This is a genomic window from Aerococcus suis, from assembly GCF_900176325.1.
In the GTDB taxonomy this organism is placed as follows: Bacteria; Bacillota; Bacilli; order Lactobacillales; family Aerococcaceae; genus Aerococcus; species Aerococcus suis.
Window position 1 is genome coordinate 1,946 of the sequence record NZ_FWXK01000008.1, and the last position, 23,304, is coordinate 25,249.

Annotated in this window: 23 protein-coding genes and 2 pseudogenes; 18 read left to right on the plus strand and 7 right to left on the minus strand. The window is 38.3% G+C overall.

The features are described 5' to 3' along the window. Positions 1–182 (plus strand): LPXTG cell wall anchor domain-containing protein (locus B8955_RS06905; protein WP_159444447.1); only part of this gene is annotated, 182 nt, incomplete at its 5' end. A gap of 211 nt (positions 183–393) precedes the next feature. Continuing rightward, positions 394–1,635: an ArgE/DapE family deacylase gene (locus B8955_RS06390; RefSeq protein ID WP_084099408.1), complete on the plus strand. Its 1,242-nt coding sequence runs from the start codon at positions 394–396 to the stop codon at positions 1,633–1,635. A 55-nt stretch (positions 1,636–1,690) separates the two neighbouring features. On the opposite strand, the gene B8955_RS06395 is transcribed toward B8955_RS06390, so the two are convergent. Next, entirely contained in the window at positions 1,691–2,989 is a 1,299-nt protein-coding gene (locus B8955_RS06395; protein WP_084099409.1) for a YjiH family protein, read from the minus strand. A 177-nt stretch (positions 2,990–3,166) separates the two neighbouring features. On the opposite strand from B8955_RS06395, the gene B8955_RS06400 reads away from it, so the two are divergent. Both B8955_RS06400 and B8955_RS06405 read left to right on the plus strand, forming a co-directional pair. Further along, positions 3,167–4,318 carry a CapA family protein gene (locus B8955_RS06400; RefSeq protein ID WP_084099410.1) on the plus strand — a complete coding sequence of 384 codons (1,152 nt, stop codon included), beginning with the start codon at positions 3,167–3,169 and terminating at the stop codon, positions 4,316–4,318. A 4-nt stretch (positions 4,319–4,322) separates the two neighbouring features. Beyond that, positions 4,323–4,628 (plus strand): DUF4298 domain-containing protein, encoded by a 306-nt coding sequence (locus B8955_RS06405; RefSeq protein WP_084099411.1) that lies wholly within the window; start codon positions 4,323–4,325, stop codon positions 4,626–4,628. A gap of 26 nt (positions 4,629–4,654) precedes the next feature. Here the strand turns inward: B8955_RS06405 and brnQ are convergent, their stop codons facing one another. The 3 genes from brnQ to B8955_RS06420 all read right to left on the minus strand — a co-directional run bounded on the left by brnQ (position 4,655) and on the right by B8955_RS06420 (position 7,636). After that, entirely contained in the window at positions 4,655–5,980 is a 1,326-nt protein-coding gene (brnQ, locus tag B8955_RS06410; RefSeq protein ID WP_084099412.1) for a branched-chain amino acid transport system II carrier protein, read from the minus strand. Between the two features lie 129 nt (positions 5,981–6,109). Then, positions 6,110–6,649 (minus strand): biotin transporter BioY, encoded by a 540-nt coding sequence (locus tag B8955_RS06415; RefSeq protein ID WP_159444448.1) that lies wholly within the window; start codon positions 6,647–6,649, stop codon positions 6,110–6,112. A 9-nt stretch (positions 6,650–6,658) separates the two neighbouring features. Further along, positions 6,659–7,636 (minus strand): biotin--[acetyl-CoA-carboxylase] ligase, encoded by a 978-nt coding sequence (locus tag B8955_RS06420; RefSeq protein WP_084099414.1) that lies wholly within the window; start codon positions 7,634–7,636, stop codon positions 6,659–6,661. A 189-nt stretch (positions 7,637–7,825) separates the two neighbouring features. On the opposite strand from B8955_RS06420, the gene B8955_RS06425 reads away from it, so the two are divergent. The 3 genes from B8955_RS06425 to B8955_RS06435 all read left to right on the plus strand — a co-directional run bounded on the left by B8955_RS06425 (position 7,826) and on the right by B8955_RS06435 (position 11,892). Beyond that, positions 7,826–9,055: a YkvI family membrane protein gene (locus B8955_RS06425; RefSeq protein WP_084099415.1), complete on the plus strand. Its 1,230-nt coding sequence runs from the start codon at positions 7,826–7,828 to the stop codon at positions 9,053–9,055. A gap of 257 nt (positions 9,056–9,312) precedes the next feature. After that, positions 9,313–10,581 (plus strand): YkvI family membrane protein, encoded by a 1,269-nt coding sequence (locus tag B8955_RS06430; protein ID WP_084099444.1) that lies wholly within the window; start codon positions 9,313–9,315, stop codon positions 10,579–10,581. A gap of 42 nt (positions 10,582–10,623) precedes the next feature. Then, the gene (locus B8955_RS06435) at positions 10,624–11,892 is read left to right on the plus strand and encodes a YkvI family membrane protein (RefSeq protein WP_084099416.1); all 1,269 of its coding nucleotides are present in this window, start codon (positions 10,624–10,626) and stop codon (positions 11,890–11,892) included. 41 nt (positions 11,893–11,933) lie between these two features. Here the strand turns inward: B8955_RS06435 and B8955_RS06440 are convergent, their stop codons facing one another. Further along, positions 11,934–12,461 (minus strand): LOG family protein, encoded by a 528-nt coding sequence (locus tag B8955_RS06440; protein ID WP_084099417.1) that lies wholly within the window; start codon positions 12,459–12,461, stop codon positions 11,934–11,936. 101 nt (positions 12,462–12,562) lie between these two features. On the opposite strand from B8955_RS06440, the gene B8955_RS06445 reads away from it, so the two are divergent. After that, complete coding sequence (locus B8955_RS06445) at positions 12,563–13,069, plus strand: phosphatase PAP2 family protein (protein ID WP_084099418.1); 507 nt, start codon at positions 12,563–12,565, stop codon at positions 13,067–13,069. 12 nt (positions 13,070–13,081) lie between these two features. Continuing rightward, the gene (locus tag B8955_RS06450) at positions 13,082–14,209 is read left to right on the plus strand and encodes an alanyl-tRNA editing protein (RefSeq protein WP_084099419.1); all 1,128 of its coding nucleotides are present in this window, start codon (positions 13,082–13,084) and stop codon (positions 14,207–14,209) included. A gap of 39 nt (positions 14,210–14,248) precedes the next feature. On the opposite strand, the gene B8955_RS06455 is transcribed toward B8955_RS06450, so the two are convergent. Further along, positions 14,249–15,151, minus strand: a complete 903-nt coding sequence (locus tag B8955_RS06455; protein WP_084099420.1) for a diacylglycerol/lipid kinase family protein — start codon at positions 15,149–15,151, stop codon at positions 14,249–14,251. A gap of 148 nt (positions 15,152–15,299) precedes the next feature. Between B8955_RS06455 and B8955_RS06460 the strand changes: the two genes are divergently transcribed. The 3 genes from B8955_RS06460 to B8955_RS06470 all read left to right on the plus strand — a co-directional run bounded on the left by B8955_RS06460 (position 15,300) and on the right by B8955_RS06470 (position 17,743). Then, positions 15,300–15,746 carry a class I SAM-dependent RNA methyltransferase gene (locus B8955_RS06460; RefSeq protein ID WP_084099421.1) on the plus strand — a complete coding sequence of 149 codons (447 nt, stop codon included), beginning with the start codon at positions 15,300–15,302 and terminating at the stop codon, positions 15,744–15,746. A 169-nt stretch (positions 15,747–15,915) separates the two neighbouring features. Beyond that, the gene (locus B8955_RS06465; RefSeq protein WP_084099422.1) at positions 15,916–16,188 is read left to right on the plus strand and encodes a hypothetical protein; all 273 of its coding nucleotides are present in this window, start codon (positions 15,916–15,918) and stop codon (positions 16,186–16,188) included. A gap of 1,105 nt (positions 16,189–17,293) precedes the next feature. Further along, positions 17,294–17,743, plus strand: coding sequence for a GNAT family N-acetyltransferase (locus tag B8955_RS06470; RefSeq protein WP_159444449.1), 450 nt, complete (start codon positions 17,294–17,296; stop codon positions 17,741–17,743). A 698-nt stretch (positions 17,744–18,441) separates the two neighbouring features. Here the strand turns inward: B8955_RS06470 and B8955_RS06485 are convergent. Continuing rightward, the gene (locus B8955_RS06485) at positions 18,442–20,217 is read right to left on the minus strand and encodes a 3-hydroxyacyl-CoA dehydrogenase (protein WP_084099425.1); all 1,776 of its coding nucleotides are present in this window, start codon (positions 20,215–20,217) and stop codon (positions 18,442–18,444) included. 368 nt (positions 20,218–20,585) lie between these two features. On the opposite strand from B8955_RS06485, the gene B8955_RS06490 reads away from it, so the two are divergent. The 6 genes and pseudogenes from B8955_RS06490 to B8955_RS07150 all read left to right on the plus strand — a co-directional run. Continuing rightward, a complete protein-coding gene (locus tag B8955_RS06490) occupies positions 20,586–20,732 on the plus strand; it encodes a hypothetical protein (protein WP_200804279.1) in 147 nt (48 codons plus the stop codon). 24 nt (positions 20,733–20,756) lie between these two features. After that, positions 20,757–20,882, plus strand: a pseudogene (locus B8955_RS07020) (VOC family protein); the annotation flags it as partial. Positions 20,883–20,905: 23 nt separating this feature from the next. Beyond that, positions 20,906–21,073 (plus strand): DUF3021 family protein, encoded by a 168-nt coding sequence (locus B8955_RS06495; RefSeq protein WP_159444450.1) that lies wholly within the window; start codon positions 20,906–20,908, stop codon positions 21,071–21,073. A gap of 136 nt (positions 21,074–21,209) precedes the next feature. After that, positions 21,210–22,001 carry a Cof-type HAD-IIB family hydrolase gene (locus B8955_RS06500; protein WP_084099427.1) on the plus strand — a complete coding sequence of 264 codons (792 nt, stop codon included), beginning with the start codon at positions 21,210–21,212 and terminating at the stop codon, positions 21,999–22,001. A gap of 93 nt (positions 22,002–22,094) precedes the next feature. Then, entirely contained in the window at positions 22,095–22,781 is a 687-nt protein-coding gene (locus B8955_RS06505) for an SDR family oxidoreductase (RefSeq protein ID WP_084099428.1), read from the plus strand. A 423-nt stretch (positions 22,782–23,204) separates the two neighbouring features. Continuing rightward, a pseudogene (locus tag B8955_RS07150) lies at positions 23,205–23,282 on the plus strand (YSIRK-type signal peptide-containing protein); the annotation flags it as partial. Positions 23,283–23,304: the final 22 nt, after the last annotated feature.

The window sequence follows — 23,304 nt, forward strand, 5'->3', positions numbered from 1 at the left end:
AACCAGGTGAAGAAACACCAGACAAACCGAGCGAAGAAGCCCCACAACGTGCACAATCAGCTCAAGCTGAAAAAGCATCTGCTCTTCCAAGTACAGGAACAGCTGTTGCAGGAGCTGTTGTCGGTGTCGCTGCCGTACTTGCCGGTGGTTTGATGAACTTTGGAAAACGTCGTAAAAAATAATCTTTATCTAAAAAGATAATAGGTTGAAATCAAACGAGATACCCACTCGTTGGAAGGAGCTGCTTAGTAGGCAGCTCCTTTTTTTGTGTGTATAAAATGATTAATGATGAGTTTAGAACTTATAGGTGTAAATGTTTAAGTCTTTGGATATGGAGTTGTATAATAGAGGTATAGGCAATCCTATCAACGAAAAAGGAAAGGAAGTTTTTTTATGAGTAACGCTTTATCTCAAGATGAAAGAATTGATATTCTTTCTGATATTGTAGCGATTAAATCTGTTAATGATAATGAAATGGAAGTCGCTAACTATTTAAAAGACTTATTCGAAAAACATGGCATTGATGCTGAAATTGATGAAATTAGTGACACACGTGCCAACTTAGTTGCAACGATTGGTGAAGGAAGCCCTGTCGTTGGGATTTCTGGTCATATGGACGTTGTTTCTGAAGGGGACGTTGATGACTGGGATGAAGATCCATTCGAATTAACCGAAAAAGATGGTTATCTATACGGTCGTGGAACAGCTGACATGAAAGCCGGTTTAGCTGCCTTAGCAATTGCGATGATTGAAATTAAAGAACAAGATTTATTGGAAAAAGGAACCATTAAATTCATGGCAACTGCTGGTGAAGAAATCGAACAAGTGGGTTCTGCTCAATTGCGTGACCACGGTTATATGGATGATGTTGACGCCTTAATTATTGGTGAACCATCTGAAACGATGTTAGTGTATGCTCATAAAGGCTCTATGGACATCCGCGTGACATCTACCGGAGAATCTTCTCATAGTTCTATGCCATTACTTGGCCAAAATGCCATCCAACCATTGCTTGAATTTATCCGCAATGTGGAAGCCGATTACGAAGACATTTCTAAATCAACGACTTTTGAAAAATTAGATTTCTCAAATCTTGTCAAAGTTGGTAAAAGCATGATGGCGAAAGAAGATGTCGATATTGACGATGACGACTTCGAACGCATCATCTCTGGTTTAGTCTTAAGCAATACGATTGTAGATGGTGGTAGCCAAGTAAACTCTATCCCAGATAAAGCTGTTGCTGAATTCAATATTCGTACCGTTCCTGAATTCAATAACGATAAAGTTAAAGAATTATTTGATAAACATATGGACGCCATTAATGAAAAAGGCGGTCATTTAGAAAAAGAAGTGTACCTTGACTTAGAATCTGTCCTAACGACTGGTGAAAATGATTTAATGAAAGTCGGTTATGATGTCGCAACAGATATCTTTGGTGATGATATTATTGTGAGTCCAACGGTTGGGGTAACCGATGCTTCTAACTTATTATTAGATAAAGACGAAGACTTCCCATTCTTAATGCTTGGCCCTGGGGCAACACCTCACCAAGTCGATGAAAATGTTAAAAAAGACACTTACTTCAACTTTATTGATTTCTACACTCAATTATTAACAAACTACTTAAATAAATAATGTAGACAATATAAAAAGCAGGTCGCCCGTGTGAGGTGACCTGCTTTTTTGTTATCTATAGGAAGAGTAAGTAAACGATTGGTGTTGCTAGTAATAAGGATAGAGCAACCCGTTCGAACCAAATGATTAAGTAGTCGGTGAATTTCAATGGAATGTCTGTAGACATCATACATGGAATAGATGCTGAGAAGAAGAGAATTTCTGAAATACAGACAATCGCAATGACATATTGAACAGCGGGTGCGGCATCAACGACTAATAACGACGGTAGGAACATTTCGGCAATACTTAATGAAGCAGCTTTGGCAGCTAACATCGGTTCTGGTAAACGGAGTAGCCACGTAATCGGATAGAAAATATAACCTAAAATATCGAAAAATGGGGTATAATTCGCCACAATTAAAGCAATGACCCCGATAGACATTAACGATGGCGCAATTTTCAATGACGTCATAATCCCATCGCGCAAGTTAGGAATGATATTTTGAATCAGGCTAGGCGCTTGGTCAGAAATTTCCATGGCTTCTTTCCATGCATTTTTTAGACGATCCCCTTTGACATCTTGTTCGACTACACCTGGTTTCCCTTCGAAGTATTCTTCGGTAAATTTATTTAATGGATAGAGACGAATCGTGAGAATCGTTACTACGAAGGTTACAAATACGGTTGTCATGAAATATAAAATCCATTGATCCATTAACCCAGCTGTCTGAGCGACAATAACCATAAAGGATGCTGAAACGGTGGAGAATCCTGTCGCAATAATGGCGGATTCTTTGGCGGTATAACGTCCTTCACGATACATCCGGTTGGTTAAGATTAAGGCGACAGAATAAGACCCAATAAATGAGGTGACTGCGTCGACTGCGGAACGACCTGGGGTTTTAAAGACTGGCACCATCACGGGGCGCATAAGAACACCGATAAATTCCATTAATCCATAACTTACAATAAACGCTAAGAATAAGGTTCCCACTGGAATAATGGTAGTAACGGGAACTACGATTTTTTGGAAAATAAACGGGATCATATCATCCGCTAATAACGCGCTGGGACCGATTTGGAATAAGTAAAAGGCAAGAAATGGTAAGGCCAGAATTTGGATAATGGATAAAATCATCGTGACTTTATCTTGTTTCCAAGTGTTGCGAATAAATGGTAGGACAGTCCCGACAATAATTACGAATGACCCAAAAACAACTTCAAAATAAGGAATCTGTCGAATAAGGGTAACGACATGATCGAGGGGAATTGAACTCGTCCCGTTCATTTCTACCGGAATAAAAAACATAAAAATACCAATAAACGAGTAGAAAACGAAACGGAAAGTGTTCATCGTATGGCTCTTCTTCATAATAAACCTCCCTAAGATTTGGATTAAAAAATACTAAATTTGTATGCGGTTTCAATAATAGTTTATCATAGTTTTCACTATTTTATATGATTTAGTAGTCAAAAGAAAATGATAAATTGCAATTTTTGAAAAATCGTGTACCTTTAAGAGAGAAATAAAAACAAAAGGAGTTTATGTATGAAGAAATATTGGGGAATCGGAATGTTATTTGGTCTGTTGATGTTATTAGTGGGATGTGGTCAACAGGAACAAGAAACGCCATCAACAGAAAAGTCAGAGGAAACGACGAAAATATCTATTATGGCGAGTGGCGATATGCTATTTCATGACGGGTTGATTCAAAGTGTGCGAACAGCAGATGGGTATGATTTTAATCCATCATTTGCTGAGGTCACTCCGCTGATTCAATCGGCTGATTTAGCAATTGGAGATTTTGAAGGGGCGATTAATCCTCAGGCTGCACCTATCGGCTATCCGCAGTTTAATACGCCATCAGCAGTCGTTCCAGAGATTTCAGCGGCGGGTTATGATGTGATCACCTTAGCGCAAAATCATATTCTGGACCAAGGATTGGACAATGCGTTGTTAACGAAGCAATTATTTGAAGAGGAAGGGTTAACGACGATTGGATTAAAATCTGCAAAAGACGATCCTATAGTGATTAAGGATGTTAACGGAATTAAAGTGGCCTTACTAGCTTATACGTATGGGTTTAATGATTATGATCAAGAATTAACGGCAGATGAATATGAGACCCATTTATTGGATTTAAATCGAGAACAAATCTTTGCGGATTTAGCGACTGCAGAAGAGGAAGCCGATGTGACCGTTGTCTTGCCACATATGGGAACAGAGTATCAAACAACGCCAAATGAAGAGCAGGAAGCATTATTTCATGAGATGATTGATCACGGGGCGGATATTATCTTCGGCGGTCATCCTCATGTGCCTCAGCCAACTGAGGTCGTTGAACATGATGGTGAGCAGAAATTTATTCTTTATTCAATGGGGAATTTACTATCGAATATGACCTTGGAAAGTATGGGCGATATTTGGACGGAACGTGGGGTCGTGATGGAAGTGAACGTCGAAAAAACTGGGGACAATCCCGCTAAAATTGCGAGCATTCAACCCCATCCAACTTGGGTATACCGTGATACGCAAGCTGATGGTAGTGATATCGTTAAAACAGCTGTTGCTGAGGAATATTTACCTGGTGGCAAACGGGAGAATACCTTATCACCAGCGTTAGAGCAACGCGCTCAGACAGCTTATCATGAGGTGATGGAATTATTAGCCGTTGATAAAAATATTATGAAGGAGAAGTGATGGTATGACGAGAGATGAACGAATCCAGGCGATGAATACCTTACTGAACCAACAACGAGAGGTATTAAAGACTCTTAACGACGCGTTAGATGCATTAGAAGCTCATCGTGATGATTATGCGACGTTAATCGACTATTATTATAGCGATGACTATTTTGTGGATTTAGAAGCCGCTGATAATGGGGAGATTAGTGAGGATATTTCGCAAGAAGTGGTATCAGAAGATGCGATTTATAATGTCATGGTTCAACAACAAGAAACATCATTACGCCTATTAGAGCAAGCATTAGCAAATCTGAAACAACCATAAAAGAGGAAGAGCTTAAGCTCTTCCTCTTATTTAGTCGTTGTGATTGGTGAGTGATGATCGTGTTTATAGTAACTAACCCCACCGAAGATAGCGGCCAGTAGGATAGATGGGACAATCCATTCTAAACCTAATGAGGCAAAAGGTAAGTGTAATGTGATTTCACCAAAATGTTGGATGCTTGGGACAGCAATCATTGCGCCGAAACTCGCAAGTGCTTGTAAGAAACCAATACTTCCGGCACCAATGACAGCACCTGTATATGTGGCGTCGTAAGTGATTTTTTTATCAAAAATTGAGAATAATATTAGCGTCATCGTAATTGGATAAATAGCGGATAAGATAGGAACAGCTAAGGTGATAATTTGGTTAACCCCTACTAAGGAAATAATAAATTCCACCAATACTGCCAATAACACTAAGTTCCGATAAGAAATACGTTTGTTTAATAATCCATAGAAGTAACTAGCAAAAATAGACGTTAATCCAACGGCCGTCGTCAAGCAGGCAAGTGCCACACAGACACCAATCGCTAAACGACCAGCTGGGCCTAATAAGGCATCAATCATTTCAATAATAATAACTGTTCTATCATCGCCAGGCCCAAAGTAAGTTGACATCCGTGCCCCAGCGTACGTTAATGTTCCGTAAATCAAAGCAAGTAAGACGAAGGCTAATAATCCAACCCAAAGACCGGCTTTTTGCTGTGTTTTTTTGTCGGTATATCCACGACGGGCGAGGTCGGTAATGACAATCCCAGCCATCAATGGTGCGCCTAAAGCATCCATCGTTTGATAGCCTTCTTTAAAACCAACTGCGAACACGTGGTCAATTTGACTAGGAACTAGAGGTCCAGGGGGATTAATGATAGCAGTGATACTAACGACAGCTAAAATCAGTAATAAAATCGGTGTTAAGTACTTCCCAATCGCATCCATTACTGTACTAGGATTAATCGCGATATATGCCGTAATTCCGAAGAAAACGAGTGACGTGATCCATTGTGGACTACCTGGGAAGAACGATTGAATAAATATTTCATGAGTCGTCGCTCCTGTTCTAGGAACAGAGAATAATGGCCCGATTAATAAAATTGCAATCGCTGATAAGCCTTTCGCAAAATTCGGATGCACGCGTTGACCTAAATCGTCCGCACGGCCACCTAATGCCATAGTGACCAACACCCCTAAAATAGGGAAAAATGGATCAGATAAAATAAAGGCTGTTGCGGCTTGTAGCCAATTATCTCCGCTAACCACGCCTAAATAAGGAGGAAAAATTAAATTTCCTGCACCGAAAAAGATGGCAAATAGGGCGAACCCACAGATGATAATATCAGATGTTTTAACTTTCATAAGCATCCTACTTTCTTTGCTTTGTAAAAATATGGAACTTATCATAGCACAATTTTTCGCAGAAAAACAGAAAATTTTCAAAATTGTCACACTATTTTCAATTATGATATATTTTAAGTTTTTAATCCTTTAAAAATCATGGAATGTTCTGACGGAATGGAGCAATCGCTGATAGACAAAATGCGCTAGCCACAGTTTGAGACCTTCACCAGGAAGAAAGGGCAGGACGGTGACTTGAAAGGCTGTCAAGAACGTTACGGGATGGCCTGTTTGCCACCAAGTGTATCCCATAAAATAAAGCCAACCAATCGTTAAATTAATAGCGACACCACAAAGTAAGGATAGCCATAATTGATGGGGTCGTTGGTGGTGACAGCTACTGATTGCGACACTCATGAGAGGGAAACTCATGAGAAAGCCAAAAGATGGCGATAATAGAATTTGAAATCCGCCACTTCCTCCCGCAAAGACAGGAAAGCCAAGTAACCCGATGAAGACATAGGTGATGGTCACAATAAGCGCTTCAGTCGGACGTGTGACTAGCCCAATCATCATAATCGCGAAACTTTGTAAGGTGATAGGAATCGTCAAAATTGGAATTGTTAATTGTGCGCAAATAATCAGTAACGCTAATAAAAAAGCTAACAAAACGAATCGTTTAGTTGTCATCCTCATCACCTACTTCGCAAACTGCTCACTTCCAAAGTGAATCCGTTCATTAAAAATTTTTTCAATCGTGCCATTGCGTTTTTCAATCAGCAATTCACCATCATTTGAAATGCCACGAATGGTTCCTTGATCTTGATGTTGATTAATTTGATAGTGAACAGTTTGGTTGAGGCCTAATAAATGGTGGCGATAAGTTTCCAAATATCCTTTGTCTAACAAATGGTGATGATAGTCATAAATTTTATGGATAATTTGTGCGAGCAGTTGGTTCTGATTGAGGGAGTCTGGTAATGTCTCACCGAATAATGTGCCAGCAACCTCTTGGTGAGTAGAGTGAGAGAAATCCCCTGCTAAATTCAAACCACAGCCTAAAACCACCGCGTCTGCCGTTTGCGCTTCCATATTGACGATCGATTCACAGAGAATTCCAGCGACTTTGCGTTGATGGTAGAAGAGGTCATTAATCCATTTAATCGATAATTTATCCTCTAAATAGGGTTGTAGCGTTTCCGTCACTGCAGCTGCCGTTAACAGTGTATAAAAAGGCAATTGTGTCATATCGGAAATATTAGGCGTTAGTTTCAAAGACACATATAGTCCGTGAGTTAAATCAGATTGAAAATCACGTCCCAAACGACCTCGTCCCGCCGTTTGTTGGCTGGCTATTAGCAGTAAATCATGCGTTTGATCCGTAGCTAATCGTTTGGCTTCATTATTGGTGGAATCAATAGAGGGATACGTGTGAACCGTTAAGGGAAGATCATTTAAGAGATATTTTAAGTAGTGTGCTTCAATTTGCGTCGGTAATTGTGTCAGACGATAACCGGATTGCGGAGAAGAGTCAATCGTGTAGCCTTTTTGGCGGAGATTTTCGATAGCTTTCCAAATCGCATTTCGTGACACACCAGCTAATGCGGCTAACTTCGGTCCTGTCCATTTTTGTTCGGGTGTTTGTAATAATTGCGTGATAATCACATCTTCTAACATAAAAAGGCCTCCTTTGTTTTATTCAAAATAGCAAGTAAATAATGTTCTGTCAACTAAAAAATAATAGTTGGTTGACGATATAATTTGAAAACTGGATATTGCCGTTAAATTCGGAATTTGCTAAACTAATTAAGTTATTATATAGCCGACTTATATAATAGGTAGAAAAAGATTGGAAATGAAGAAACAATGAAAGTAAAAAGTTTATTCTCGTATTCAAAGATGTTCTCGGTAGCTTTTGCCTATGTGGGCATTCTAACAGGAGCCGGATTAGCGACAGGTAGTGAAATGTTGCAATATTTCGTCAGCTTTGGAGCTCCGGGAGTGTTAGGAGTAGTCGCGATTACGATTTTGCATATGTTATTTGCGAAGTGGATTTTAGCACTGGGATCCTATTATCAAACGGGACATCATATGGAAGCCTTACGTGCCATTGCACCGAATTGGTTAGCCCGTTTGCTGGATTGGTCGCTCGTGTTTGCATGTTTTGTGATGAGTTTCGTCTTAGTCGCTGGTGCAGGAGCCAATCTCGAACAGCAATTTGGTATCGCCCCATGGTTAGGGTCTTTAATTTGTGCAGTGGCGATTTTGGCGATTAGTTATATGGATTTTGATAAAGTGATGGCAGCGTTAGGGATGTTTACGCCGATTATTCTTGTGATGTTAGTGATTGGCTTGATACACATTCTTCTTGGACCATCCATTGATTGGTCAGCTCAATTTGCTTATGCAGCGACCGTGCCGACGACTCTAGATAATATTTATGTGTCGGTGATTAATTATTTTGCTCTCTGCTTGATGAGTGCTACATCGATGTTATTCGTTCTCGGTGGGAGCATTATTGAAATTGAAAACGCTGAAACAGGTGGCCTTATGGGGGGCTTCTTAACAGGTGTCGTTTCTGCACTTTGCTCATTTCTCATGTATGCCAAAATTGATACCATCGCGGCTACTGAAGTACCGATGTTGTCCTTTATGAATAGTATTCATCCAATTCTAGGGTTTGTGATGGCCATTGTGATTTATGGGATGATTTTTAATTCAGGGATTTCCGTCTGTTATTCGATGGCCAAACGTGCAGCTAACGGTAATCGTCGACTCTTTCATATTGTAATTGCAGTTATTGTGATTGTCGCTTATGCCTTAAGTTTTGTCGGATTTTCACAGCTAGTGGCACTCATGTATCCCGTCTTAGGCTATGTTGGCTTGCTATTATTCGTCACTATTATCGTGGCTTGGTGGCGGCATCGCCGACAAGTCCAATCAGAAAAACATTTACGGCAAGCAATCTTCCAAGCAGTGACACAGAATGACGATAGTTTTGCGGCGAAACCTCATACATCATTGCGAGAATTAATGGCCAAATCGACGTTGAGTCAACCAGCAATTGAATATTGGCAAAAATTAAGTCAAAAATAAGCGGGTAAAAGGAGCAATCTTTAGTTAAAAAATACAATATCCACATTATATTGTACAAAATACTAAAAAATTGATTTGGTACTTTTCACAAACTTTACCCCCGCTCGTTACCTTAACGAAAGTAAAAAAGACTGACAAATCAGTTTTTTTGCGCAAAGTCTATTTCCGATTAGCAGTAGATTTTTTCACATATAATCGGTAGTATAGTAATGTTGGTTATTTTCACTTTAGAAAAAATATATATGGAAGGATTTATTGTGGAGAAGAAAAAATTACATTCGTTTTCGAAGATTTTAAGTATTGCATTTGCTTACGTCGGAATTGTAACAGGAGCTGGACTAGCAACTGGACAGGAAATTGTTCAATATTTTGTTAGTTTCGGATTCGCAGGTATTTTCGGTGCGGTAGCAATTTCAATACTTTTTATGTTATTTGGTAGTTGGATTTTATCATTAGGGTCATTGTACCAGTCAGACAGTCATATGGAAGTTATCGAGGATGTTTCGTATTCTTGGGTAGCTAAAATCTTGGACTGGGCGTTAACGTTTACGTGTTTTGTTATGAGTTTCGTTATGGTCGCCGGAGCTGGTTCTAACTTAGCGCAACAATTTGGCACCCCAACATGGGTAGGATCATTAGTTTGTGCGCTAGCCATTTTAGGCGTTAGCTTCTTAGACTTTGACAAAGTGACCGCTGCTTTAGGTGTTTTCACACCAATTGTCTTAGTGATGTTATTTATCGGCTTAATCACAGTGGTTACCGGACCATCGATTGATTGGTCATCTCAATTTGGTTTAGCAGCTGAACTACCGTCATCTATTCCAAACATTGGATTATCCGTTATTAACTACTTAGCCATGTGTTTAATGACCGGAACGTCAATGTTATTCGTTCTCGGTGGTAATGTCATGGGGATTGATAATGCCGAACGTGGAGGCTACTTAGGTGGTTTCTTCGTTGGCGTGATTTCGTTAATTACAGCGATTCTCTTATATTCTAAAATTGATATTATCGGTACGGATCCGATTCCAATGTTAACGTTTATGGAAGATATTCATCCATGGGTAGGCTTAATGATGTTTATTGTCATTTTCGGAATGATTTTCAATACCGGATTCTCTGTTTGTTATTCATTAGGGAAACGGATTGCTGGAGAAGATGACAGCAAATTCAAGAAAGTCATGCCAATCATTGTGTTGGTCGCTTTTGGATTAAGTTTATTCGGTTTCCAAGAATTAGTGGCGGTGATGTACCCAATTATTGGTTATATCGGTATTGTCTTACTGATTACTGTAGCGATTGCGTTCTTCGGTAGCCGTAAAGATATTATGAAAGAAAAAGGCTTACGGGCGAGAATTTATGCTTTAATGATTAAACGCCAAGACAAAAATCAACCATGGACGAAAAAAGATAAACATAAAATGGATAAATTGGTTGATAAATCATTTAGTGATAATGATGAAATGAAAAGCGATATGAAAGAAGTCGTGGAAGAGTATCATGATTTTGATGAGGATCAAGAATGAGACTCTGAAACGCAGGAAAATAAAAGGAGTTAGGGGTTATTTGTGAACGAAACAAGATTATTTTCACTACGAAAGACTTTTAGTGTCACTTTTGCATATGTTGGAATTTTAACCGGAGCAGGCTTAGCATCTGGACAGGAAATTATCCAATACTTTATTAGTTTTGGATTGCCTGGATATATCGGTGTCGTCGCAACCGCTATTTTGTTTATGTTGTTTGGACGCTGGATTATTGCCTTAGGATCTTATTACCGGGCAGATAATCATATGGATGTTTTAAGTGAAGTGTCGCATCCCATTATTTCGAAATTATTGGATTTTGCACTTTCTTTTGCCTGTTTTGTCATGAGTTTCGTGATGATTGCCGGAGCGGGGTCTAACGTCGCTCAGCAATTTGGCGTGCCAGCTTGGGTAGGGTCATTAATTTGTGCCTTATTAATTTTGGCTGTTAGTTATATGGACTTTGATAAGGTAACTGCCGCATTAGGGGTCTTCACTCCGATGATGTTAATCGTTGTGGCGATTGGTCTGTTTGCGTTAGTCACAGGGCCAGAAGTTGATTGGAATAGTCAATTTGCCTTTGCCTCAACGGTCGAAAGTTCGTTATCTAATGTTGTGCTATCAGTGATTAACTACTTTGGTCTCTGCCTAATGATTTCAACGTCCATGTTGTTTGTATTAGGTGGTAACGTGATTGATCTTGATAGTGCGAAACACGGTGGAACACTAGGTGGTTTCTTCGCCGGCTTAATTTCTTTTATTGTTGCCACATTATTAGTGTCTAAAATTGATGTCATTGCGACAGATGACGTTCCGATGTTAACGTTCATGACAGAAATTCATCCGTTACTAGGACTATTTATGTTCGTGATTATTTTCGGAATGATTTTCAATACCGGATTCAGTGTCAGTTACGCTCTCGGGAAACGGATTGCGAATAACGACGAAAGTAAGATGAAATGGATTATGCCAATTATTGTGGCGATTTCATTCGCGTTAAGCTTCGTTGGATTTACTGAATTAATGGCAATTATGTATCCAATTCTTGGATATATCGGTATGATTCTCATCGTAACGATTATCATTGGTTGGTTAAATGATCGTAGCGACATTAAGAAAGAATCTGGTGTCCGTGCCAAAATCTTTAAACTGATGATGCGTCGTGAAGATGACAATCAAGACTTTACGCATAAACATGCGAAAGAAATGTCTAACTTATACAATGAATCCAATACGGAAAATAAAGAATTATATGATGAAATGAGCGACTTAGTCGATCAACGAACCGATTCGGATTCAACAGACGACTAAATGAAAAGGTGATTGCGCGAATGCAATCACCTTTTTTGTCGTTAGAGATAAGCTTCTAAATCTGATAATGACGTAATAAAATGTACGCGACTATAATCATCTTCGGTGAGAAAACCTTCCGTCACCATGCGTTGGAAATGGTCAGCTAAGTCGTCGTAATAGTGAACAACAGAATATAAGAAACAAGGGTTAGTGGATTGGCCGACACGTTCCCAAGAAATGGCTTCAATAATTTCTTCCATCGTTCCTGGACCTCCAGGTAAAGCCACACAAATATCACTTTTATCTAACATTTTTTGTTTACGTTCAGACATGGTTTGGACCGTAATCAATTGTGTGAGATGGTCATGAGCAATTTCACGGTCAATTAAAAATTGAGGCATGATGCCAATCGCTTCGCCACCAGCAGCTAGACAAGCATTCGCTACTTCGCCCATGAGACCGACATCACCACCGCCATAAATTAAACGATGGTTATTTTCGCCAATCCATGTACCGAGTTCCTTCGCCGCTGTTCGATAAGCAGGATTATTTCCAGGATTGGCGCCACAATATACAGCAATATTCATTTATTAAGACTCCTTTTTGGTATAATATGTGTAAAAGATATAATAGAAAGCATTGAAATTCAATAATGAGATAATTAAGATTTCGATGTCATGAGGAAACAATGTACGATTATCAACAATTTTATCAAAATTTATCTCACCCCTTCAGACGTTTAACCCATGGGGAGGCGTTAGTGAATATTTTGAATATTTTACTCACCTTACTGTATTACGCCGTTTATCCCATTCTACTAGTTATGGCGTGGTGGCAGATACATTCATGGTGGGTCGTGCTAATGTTACTGGCGGTTCCAGGTGGCAGTTTCTTAATCGTTTCTGCTTTTCGTCGGTGGTTTAATCGCCAACGTCCATATGAGAAGTGGGGCATTAATCCGCTACTAAAAGATATCGAAAGTGGAAAATCATTTCCTAGTAAACACGTGTTTTCCGCTACGATTATTAGTGTCTCTGTATGGTTTTTATTTCCTGTCCCAGGATACATTTTAATTGGGTGCGCCTTGCTACTCGCTATCATGCGTGTTATCGGTGGCGTCCATTATCCTGGCGACGTCTTAATGGGTTATCTTATCGGATTATTATTTGGTAGTTTATATTTCATATTGTTATAGGAGGAGTCAGCAATGAACAAACATTATGATCACTTATTAGATTTAACGTTAACGACCGAAATTGCCTCTGAACAGGATGGGTATTACGTCTTTAAGGATACCGTCTTTTATGGTGAAAAAGGTGGCCAACCCGCTGATACGGGGACCATTAATGGGTTGCCTGTGGTGGATTTAAAATGGGAGGGTGATACCCTTTATCATAAAGTCGATGGCGAATTGACCAATCCGATTGAAATGCAAGTGGACCAAAAAAATCGTGTCGTCAATACGGCGATTCAATCGACTTTCCACTTATTAGACGGATTTTTTAAAGATACAGCGTTAACGATGAGTGAAGTGCATGGGAATCCTGACCATACGTGGTTTGAATTAGATAGTGAAGACGTTTCAGACGACTTACTGCAAGAAGTCAATGATTATATGCAACAGGTTATCTTAGCGGACGCTCCTGTTAACTTTACGTATATGAATGGGGCAGACTATCCAGATCCTGATTATCAACAGTTTGATGAATTACGGATTGTAGAAATTGGCGATTATGATAAACAACCGTGCGGCACGCCTCACGTCGATTACACGGGTCAAATTGGAGCGTTTGCGATTTTAGGGCGTGAACGAGGTCATAAGGAAACCACTCGCGTGCGTATCGCGGTGAACCAAGGCGCAACCGATTTGTTAACGATGCAATCTCACATTCTAGAAGAAATGCAACAAGGTTTGAGTGCCACGCTTGAAACATTGCCTGATAAAGTGGCCGAAATGAAAGCAACAATGAAAATACAAAAAGATGACTTAAAAGCGATGACGCAAGCGAAACTAGCGTACGAAGCTGACGATCTCTTGGCCCAAGAAGCGCAAGTCATTGATGTTGAACCAGAAGGCAAAGGCAAATTACGACAATTGGCGAACATTTTACGTGGTAAAGCCACGACAGAACGTGCCTTTGTGATGCCAGCCGATGAAGGTTTCGAATTCGCATTGGTCTCACCAGCGGGTCATGCTCGTGACTATATGCAAGCACTTCAAGCGAAAGAAGATAGCGTCAAAGGTGGCGGCTCTCCGCAAGTTGTTACGGGACGGGTGGCACTTGCTGCTCGGTCTGAAGTGAAAGATTTGTTACAAGCCGTCTTAGCACAATAAACGTAAAAAAGGTCTGAGTATTTTAACGCTCAGGCCTTTTTAATGGTTATCGGGAACGAAGACTTCAATATGTTTCGGCAACACTTCAATTTCTAACGGTAAGTGTGGGCCAATATCGCCATCAACCACTGCCTGTTCGAACGGGCTATCACTGACGAGTTCGATGCGACATTTTTGACAGCGAATGTAGTCGATATCTGGCTCATCATTTGTTACCCCATGATTCATGACATGGCGCATTAACCGTAATTTTTCTTTGACGGAAATGCCTTGCATTCCCACTAAATTTAAATACCCATCATCAATCGTCGTTTCGGGGAAGAGGTGTTGCATTCGTAATAACGCATTTCCAATAGAACCGACAATTAAACTATATTCTCTAGTATATTCCACTCCATCAGCGGTAATCTTAAATCGAGAGGTCGAATCATTACCGAAAGCTTCTAATGCCTTGTGTGCATAAGCAAACGGACCAAGGTGTGGTTTATCGACCACATTCACTTTCTTCATCGCACCAGCGAGAATGCCTGTCACAATAGAACTGATAAAACATTGGTTATTAACGCGACCGATATCAATACGTTCGGTATGAACACGTTTGAATTGACGAATTGCGGCTTTATAATTCTTAGGAAACCCCAGCATACTCGACACATTATTGAATGTTCCTAGCGGGACAATGCCAACGGTTGGACGATAACTCTTATTGGCGATGCCATCAATTCCTTCATTGATTGTTCCATCGCCACCCACTAAGTATAGGGCATCGTAATGTTCAGCGGCACTTTGCGCAGCCCATAATTTAGCGTCTCCGCCTTGATGTGTTAAATTTAAGGTGATGCTGTCATATTGATCCATTAACACATCCATTAAATAAGATGCATGGTCTTTACCAGCCTCTTTACCAGATGCCGGATTAACAATAATCATCGCTTTTTTCACGTGCCGACCTTCTTTCTCATTTTTTCTATTATATATTTTAACGGACAGTGTTGAAATAAGCGACAAATTTTTGAAAATTTTGAAAAAACTTGAATAACCCTATGAGATAAGCGAAAATAAAGCAATAACAGAAGACGGAGAGTGAACGATGGCAAAGAAGAAACGCACCCCAACAGAAGTATTAGACGTAACGATTCAAAAAATTGATCCTAAAGGATACGGATTCGCTCGTTATGTCCATCTCCCAACAACTGGGTCACTAGGCAAACATTTGAAATTATTTATCCCTAATACCGTACCAGACGACGTCGTACGAGTCACTGTTCCGAATGCGAGAGGACGGCGGCGGGCAACGGTAGACTATGATGAATTACTCACACCGAGTCCTAAACGCAATCCCGATATTCCGATTGACCAACCTGTTCCTGGCGGTGTTCCGCTACAATTTATGGCCTATGAGGATCAGTTAGCGTATAAGGCGCAATTAGTCCATGACTACTTGGCAGAAGGAGAATTTGACACCTCAGTGATTCAACCGATTATCGGTATGACGCAGCCTTATCGTTACCGGAATAAAATAAATAATGAGAGATAAAATAAAATAAATAATGAGAGATAAAATAAAATAAATAATGAGAGATAAAATAAAAATAAAATATGAGAGATAAAATGAAAATAATTATGAGGGAGAGTGTGATGGATAAAATAAAATAGATATTAGAGATAAAATTAAATTATAGTATTTAGGAAAAGGGGAGCAAGAAATGTTTTTAGTTAAATTAGGTTTAATATTGTTGTTAGCACTTTTAGGTATTTGTATAGGTTCAGTAGCAGTATTTGCAGGAGCTAAACTAGCGTATATGCAGTTTGATTATGAGTCTTTTATTCCTATTTTTCAATACGCAGGATATATTGCTAAAATAACAGGGACTATCCTTGTATCAGTATTCGTATGTATGGTGATTCTTTATATACTGTTTATGATTTTGATTCTATTTTGGGTACTGCTTGGAGAGCTGTTTAAGTTAGTATTTTGATTTACGTTGGTTACGGGACTTCGGTTATCACATCGAAACCGTCCAACCAATCGATCAATTTCCACATACTGTGCATGTGGAGACTGTAGTATTGATGTCAAGAAAATAGAATAACAAGCTATAAAACTGTTGAAATCAATGGCTTTTAGGATTTTAGAAGAAATCTTAAAAGCCATTTTTCAATTAGAAAAACACCTTGTGGGAACATATCAATAGTAAAAATCGTAGGGGTGTGTAGACAGAATAGATATTTATAGGGAGAGTGAACAGAATAGACATATAAAATATATTAAAAAAGAGCTAGCCAAAAATAAATAGGCTAGTTCTTTTAGTTAGAAAGGAATCTGATCATCACTTGAAAAATCAAATCCTGAATTAGAATCATCAGTAAAATTTTTGTTGTAATCACTGTGGTCGCATAAGATTCCATCTATAAAAAATCTTGTTTTAGCACCACAAGTTTCGCAGTATCTGGCATTACTTGGGTTATGATGTATTTCACCAATATCATCAAAACCATTAAAATTCTGAGTATGAATTCCTTTACAATCATTATATAAGTTCATCCCAGATATTTTGCAAAACAATGCTCATCACTAAATTCTTCGTTTCCACATTTAGGACAAATTTTTACTTTCATTGTTGATTCATCAAATTATACACCATCATCATATATCATATCTACCTCACCTCTTTCCTGGTTATTTTCTTGTATATGCTCTTTCATGTCAGGACTTGAGGTTGAAATAGAGAAATAAGCATACAGCTTTGTAATAATACAGGTCTGTCTTTTGTATTGGGTTGGATGATATAAAAAATGGTGATATAATGAATTTATTGAAAATAAGATAGGGTATTTAATGTAACATTCAACTTGAAAGCTGGAAAATATGACAATAAAAAGACTTATAAGCTTGTCATCTATGAAGAGTCAGGTCAAATTCTTCCAAAAAAGATTGAGTTTGCTATAGATATTCCCTTTGCCACAGGTGAATATGATTTCTTTAGTTAATAATTATTATGTACAATCTTGTTTATCTAAATATGTAGATTTTAATATTGACACTTAAAAGCAACTTATGTTTGTATTATAAGGGGGGATAATTTGAAATTTGTAGAATATAAAGATAGTGAAGATAAGAAAAAATTATTAGAATTTTTAGAAAATGCCGAGTGGAAACCAGGTCCTTTGACAGCTCAGACTATAAAAAATGGGAATTATGAAGAAAAATTTGGGGGTGGTGGTCTTTTCTTTTATTTAGAAGATGATCTTCCACTAGCCTTTGGATCTTTGGTTATGGAGGATTATATCAAAATACCAGGACTAAAACCTTGGATTGCTATGATTTATGTCGATCCTAAATCAAGGGGGAGGAGATTATCAGAAAAGATGACCTTATTTTTAGAGAATAAGGCCAAAGAACTAGCTTATGATAAGGTTTATATTATGACACAACACAAGGGACTTTATGAAAAATATGGATATGAACTTCAAGAAATAGTATATGGTAATATTCATGGAGAAGATTATTTGTATAAAAAATCCTTATATTAATTATAGTAATAAGGTGAACTTGAATTGGTGTTCATCGCCTATTAAAGAATTTAAATTTTTTAAACAAGGACCCTTTACGAGATAAATGAACTGACCCCAAAAAGTTGGACTCAAAACCAACTTTTTGGGGTCAGTTTTTTCATGACAAAATATAGTACAGAATTTAAGATGAAAATAGTATAAGAATACTTCAATAAAGAAGGAGGATATAAATATTTAACTGATAAATATGGACTCAGTGATCATTCAGTAGTCAGAAGATGGGTTAATTCATACAAAGCACAAGGAAAGGACATCATCAAAGACATTAAATGTTCTTAATGCATTGTAAACTTGCTCTGCCTTTTCATGGCTCCATTCAGAAGATCTGCAGTAATCTAGGTCAACAACAATGTAAGAAACACGCTTAATAGTATCTAAGTCGATAATTGCTTTGTTTGTTGTATTATTAAATGAAGGGAACCTCTCAGCAACTGAAATGTAAATATTTTTTTGTTATGATATTGAAGGCTATTAAGTTCTATAAATTTAACTGTATGCTTTCTACTTTTTATCCTCATGTAGATAATTCTTTTTTCATTATTCTTTGGATAAAGAAGGTTTAGAAGTTCATCTCTAATTTCGTTATCTGACATGAGACTTGTGTCACAGCCTCTTTTACTTATTCATAACTATTGACTTGGTGCCTTAGTTATAAATTATTTTAGGAAGTCATCAGCTAGATAAGGCACACCATCTGAGTAGTCATAGAATCCTTTGCCTACTTCTACACCAGTTTCGCCTTTTTCTACTTTATCTTTAACTAATTTAACAATTTTTTGTTCTACTGGATTGTCTGAGTTACCGTATAGACGTTCAGCAATGTTAGCAACTGTACGTAAGCCAATGCGGTCCATTGTTCCAAATGGTCCAATGTCAGTCATACGTGTAATCATCCAAGTTTTGTCAACTGCTTCAATAGGGCTGATGTCATCTGCAACCAGTAGTAAAGCTGCGTAAAGAACTGGAATACTCAAGGTTGTTAGGATGTAACCAGCTTGTTCTTTTTTAAGGACAAATGGTAAGCAGTCGATGTCTCGAGCAAAGGCAACCAACTCTTTAACTAAGTCTTCACTTGTTTCAGATACTGGCATAATTTCTGCAGAGTAGTTATCCCAAATTGGTGTAGAGAAGTTCATTGCTGCAAATTTTTCTGCATGTCCAGTAGCTGGAGCTAATTCACTTGGTAGAAGTGTTGATGTTGCAGAAACTAAGATTGTCTTATAAGCTAATTCTCCACTTAAAGTCTTGAAGAAGTCAAGTTTTTCTTCTTTAACTTCTGGAATAGCTTCAATGACAAGGTCTGCATCTTTCACAGCTTCTTTTAAGTCTGTTACATAAGTGATTTCAGATACTTTACCTTCATTACCAAGTTCAGCAATGGCTTCTTTAGCTTTAGATAGAGCATCTTCACTGTGGTCGTAAAGTGTAACTGAGAATCCTTGTTTTGCAGTTTGGAAGGCTAATTGACGGCCAAAGACACCTGCACCAACAATGGCAACTTGCTTGATGCTGTGTGTATAGTCTTTATATTCCTCTGGTAAGTTAAGGAAGTCATCTTCTAAGAAGGCAGGGTTAGGATATTTGTAGAAACCTTCACCTGAAAACTTACCTAATTTACCTTCTTCAATACGACCTTCAAGGAATTCAAGTAAGTGACTTCTCCATTCAGCATCATCTTGGCTTAGTTGAATACGGGTAATATTTGCGATGGTCTCCATACCAATGGGGTCCATGACACCAAATGGGCCAACTGGGTGAGAAGAACCCGCTAACCATACTTTATCAATGGTTTCGTGGTCAGCAATTTTATTACCGAACAAGTACATTGCTGCAGTTATGAAACGGGTTAACATTGTATTTAAGATGTAACCAGGTTGTTCTTTTTCAAGTGGAAGAGCGACCATGCCAATATCTTTAGCAAATTGAAGTAAAATTTGGAAGACTTCGTCAGAAGTTTTTGATGTTTTCATAACTTCGGCAATGTTTTTAAGCCAAATTTCGTTAGCAAAGTGTAAGGCAATGAATTTTTCAGGACGGTCAGTTGCATCCATAAATGCACTTGGGAGTAATGTTGAAGTGTTTGATGCAAAAATTGTTTTCTCTGGTGCAGCTTTTGAAGCATCACCATAGAAGTCTTTTTTAATATCAATTTGTTCAACGATTGCTTCAATAAGTAAATCGGCATCGCCTAATGCTTCGTTGATGTCATCTGTATACTTAATAGAATCTGCTGTCTGCTTGATATGTTCTTCACTAAAATCTAAGTCTGCAATATATCGTGGCACAAAGTTATTAATTTTTTCTTTTGCACCATCTAGTGCATCTTGAGAAATATCATAAACTGTAACTTCAAATCCGTGTGCTGCGGTTTGAAGGGCGATCTGACTACCTAAAACGCCACCACCAGCGATAGTTACTTTCTTAATTGACATGAGCATCTCTCCTTTTAAATAATTTTAAAACCATAATAAATTAAACTACTGAGTAATTAAATAACTTTAGTACCTACCTTCACTTTATCACAATTTAAAAAATTGAAACTAGTTTATGAAGCTTTTAATAAACAAACTTTATAAAAATCATGCGCTTACAAAAAAGATATCATCCCTTTAATCGCAAGATGACCTTGAAAAATGGTCTGCTAAACAAGTAAAATATGTCAGAGATACAAGACAAGAAAGATTAGAGAAATTAGTGTGAGAAAAGATAATGAGTATCGAACAGAAGAGTTGACTGTTGAGATTGAGCGGTTCGGGACTGGGCGTTTGAGCATACGGAATATGACACCTTGTATTCCTACATGAAATATACCAATGTGGCCTCATCGTTGACGGCACAAGCCATAGGAATGACAAAAGTGAAAGCATATCCTGACGAAGATAATGGAATATCATATGCCTATGCCATTACGCGTAAAGAATGGCAGGAGCTTAAAGAAAACCATTGAAAATAAAGTAAAGGAGCTATTTTGATGAAGATTGAACATCTTGCCTTATATGTCAATGATTTAGAAGGTGCTAAGCAATTTTTTGAAACCTATTTTGGAGCTTCGGCTAATGACAGATATCATAATCAAACCACTGATTTCAAATCGTTCTCCATTTAGGGGGATCAGCGGGCGTGTTTTTAGTAATTGCGAAGTATAATCAGTGGCTTCCAATGACTTTTGAAGCGACATTCTGGTTCTTCGTCGTATTTATTTTCATCTTTTTCTTGATTTGGCAGTTTTATTTTATTTATCATCGTTATTTGGTTCATAAAATCAATCGTAAAATTTCCCAAAACTAAGTGAAAATAGGGTCATTGATAAGTGAGTAAAAAATTTGAGTAATCGTCGTATAAATAAATTCATCTTTCCCTTTGATTGTGTTGTTTCTCACATTATGCTATCTTGAAAGTATGATGATAAATACGGAGGGAAAGTATGACAGAATTAAACGAAGCGGTAAAAATTATTTTCTTTGATATTGATGGAACGCTCATTGATCAACAAGCTGAAACGATGACCGATAAAACCATTGAAGCCTTAAAACAATTGCATGCGAATGGGTATAAACTATGTGTGGCATCTGGCCGTCCGCCATTTGCGTTAAACGAACTGTACGATTTACCATTTGATGCCTTTTTAACCTTTAATGGGTCTTATTGCTTTACGCGTGATGACGTGGTTTATGAAAATGCGATTCCAAATGAGGATATTCAACAACTTGCCAAAAACGGGGAAGCCATTGACCGACCAATTGCGATTGCGACGAATGAAGCGATGCATGCGAATGGTTGGGACGAAGATTTAGCGGAATATTTCTCCTTTGGTGGGATGGCACTCGAAAAAGCTGACGATTTCGATGACGTTTCCAAACACGATGCGATTTACCAAGTGATGTCAGGTGGGCGCGAAGAGGAATACGATGCCCTATTAAAAGATATCAAAGGGGCTGAAATTACCGCTTGGTGGGACCGCGCGGTAGATATTATTCCTAAAGGTGGGGGTAAAGGCAAAGCCGTGGAAAAATTTTTAGATTATTATCAACTCGATGCGTCACAAGCGATGGCGTTTGGTGATGGAAACAATGACTTACCAATGTTTGATGCGATTACTCATGGAATTGCTATGGGTAATGGATCGGATGACTTAAAAGCTGTCGCTGAAGATGTGTGTCCTTCCGTAGCTGACGATGGTATTTATTATTACTGCCAAGAAAAAGGCTTAATCTAACGAACCCACTTTCTCTCTTCATAGAGTGCGGTAAGCAGGAAGATTGCTTTTATCTACTGACACGTTAAGATGAAGGTGAGAAAGGATGGTATGATGAAAAAAGTATTAGTCGTTGGGGCCAATGGTAAAATTGGTCGTCAAGTGGTAGATAAATTACACGAAAATAGTGATTATGACGTTTATGCTGGTTTGCGTAAAGATGATCAAATCGCTGAACGTAAAGGGAAAGGTATCCATGCGGTAAAAGTCGATTTAGAAGGTGAATTGACCGCACTAGAAGAGGCTGCTAAAGGAATGGATGCGATTGTCTTCTCTGCTGGTTCTGGTGGTAGCACTGGCGATGACAAAACGATTTTGGTTGACCTAGATGGTGCAGTGAAAATGATGTTAGCCGCTCAAAACCAAGGCGTTAAACGGTTTGTGATGGTTTCTTCAATGTTCTCTAACGTTCGTGACATTTGGTCTTACGGTCGTTACGAAAATGCCGGCGTAGGAAATCCTTACTTCGCCGCCAAACATTACGCCGACGAAGCCTTACAAGCATCAGACTTAGACTATACGATTATTCGCCCATCAACATTACAAGATGATGCCGGTACTGGCAAAATCTCATTAGCTGAACAATTTACAAATCATGATGAACGCACCATGAAAATCCCCCGCGAAGACGTCGCCGAAACCATCATTGCCGTGTTAGGTAATGACCACACAATTGGTAAAACCTTTGACTTAGATACAGGAGACACTCCAATTGCTGAGGTTGTTGAAGGGTTAGGGTAAGAAGAAAATATTAAATGATTTGGAGGAGCTGCTTAGGCAGCTCCTTTTTTGTATAATCACTCCAATAAAAACATTAATTGCATTTTGGTGAAAAAGACAGCTCTGTTAAAATAAGAAAATTTTATTTTTTTAATTTTAAAAGTAACTTTTACTACACAAAAGTTACTTTTATAGTAACAATCTGTTCTTTGCTGGAATAAATAATAAAAAAGCCAGATATATGAATAGGCAACTGAAATTTTTTAACTATAATAAAAGTAAGCTCACACGTTTTGTAAGGCGAGGGAGATGATGAATAAATATTTTATTTGGTAAAACTTATGGGGTTTTGATGAAGGCATAGGACGTCATAAAAGGAGGAAAACCATGTTTGGAAAAAATAATATAAAAATGAAAAAAGAAAAACAAGGATAAAAAAGGTATTATTATGCGATAAAAAAATTGAGTGTAGGAGTAGCCTCTGTTGCTGTTGGAGCAGGGATTTTATTTTCTAGTGATGCTGCCTTAGCTGAAGCCGCTGAAT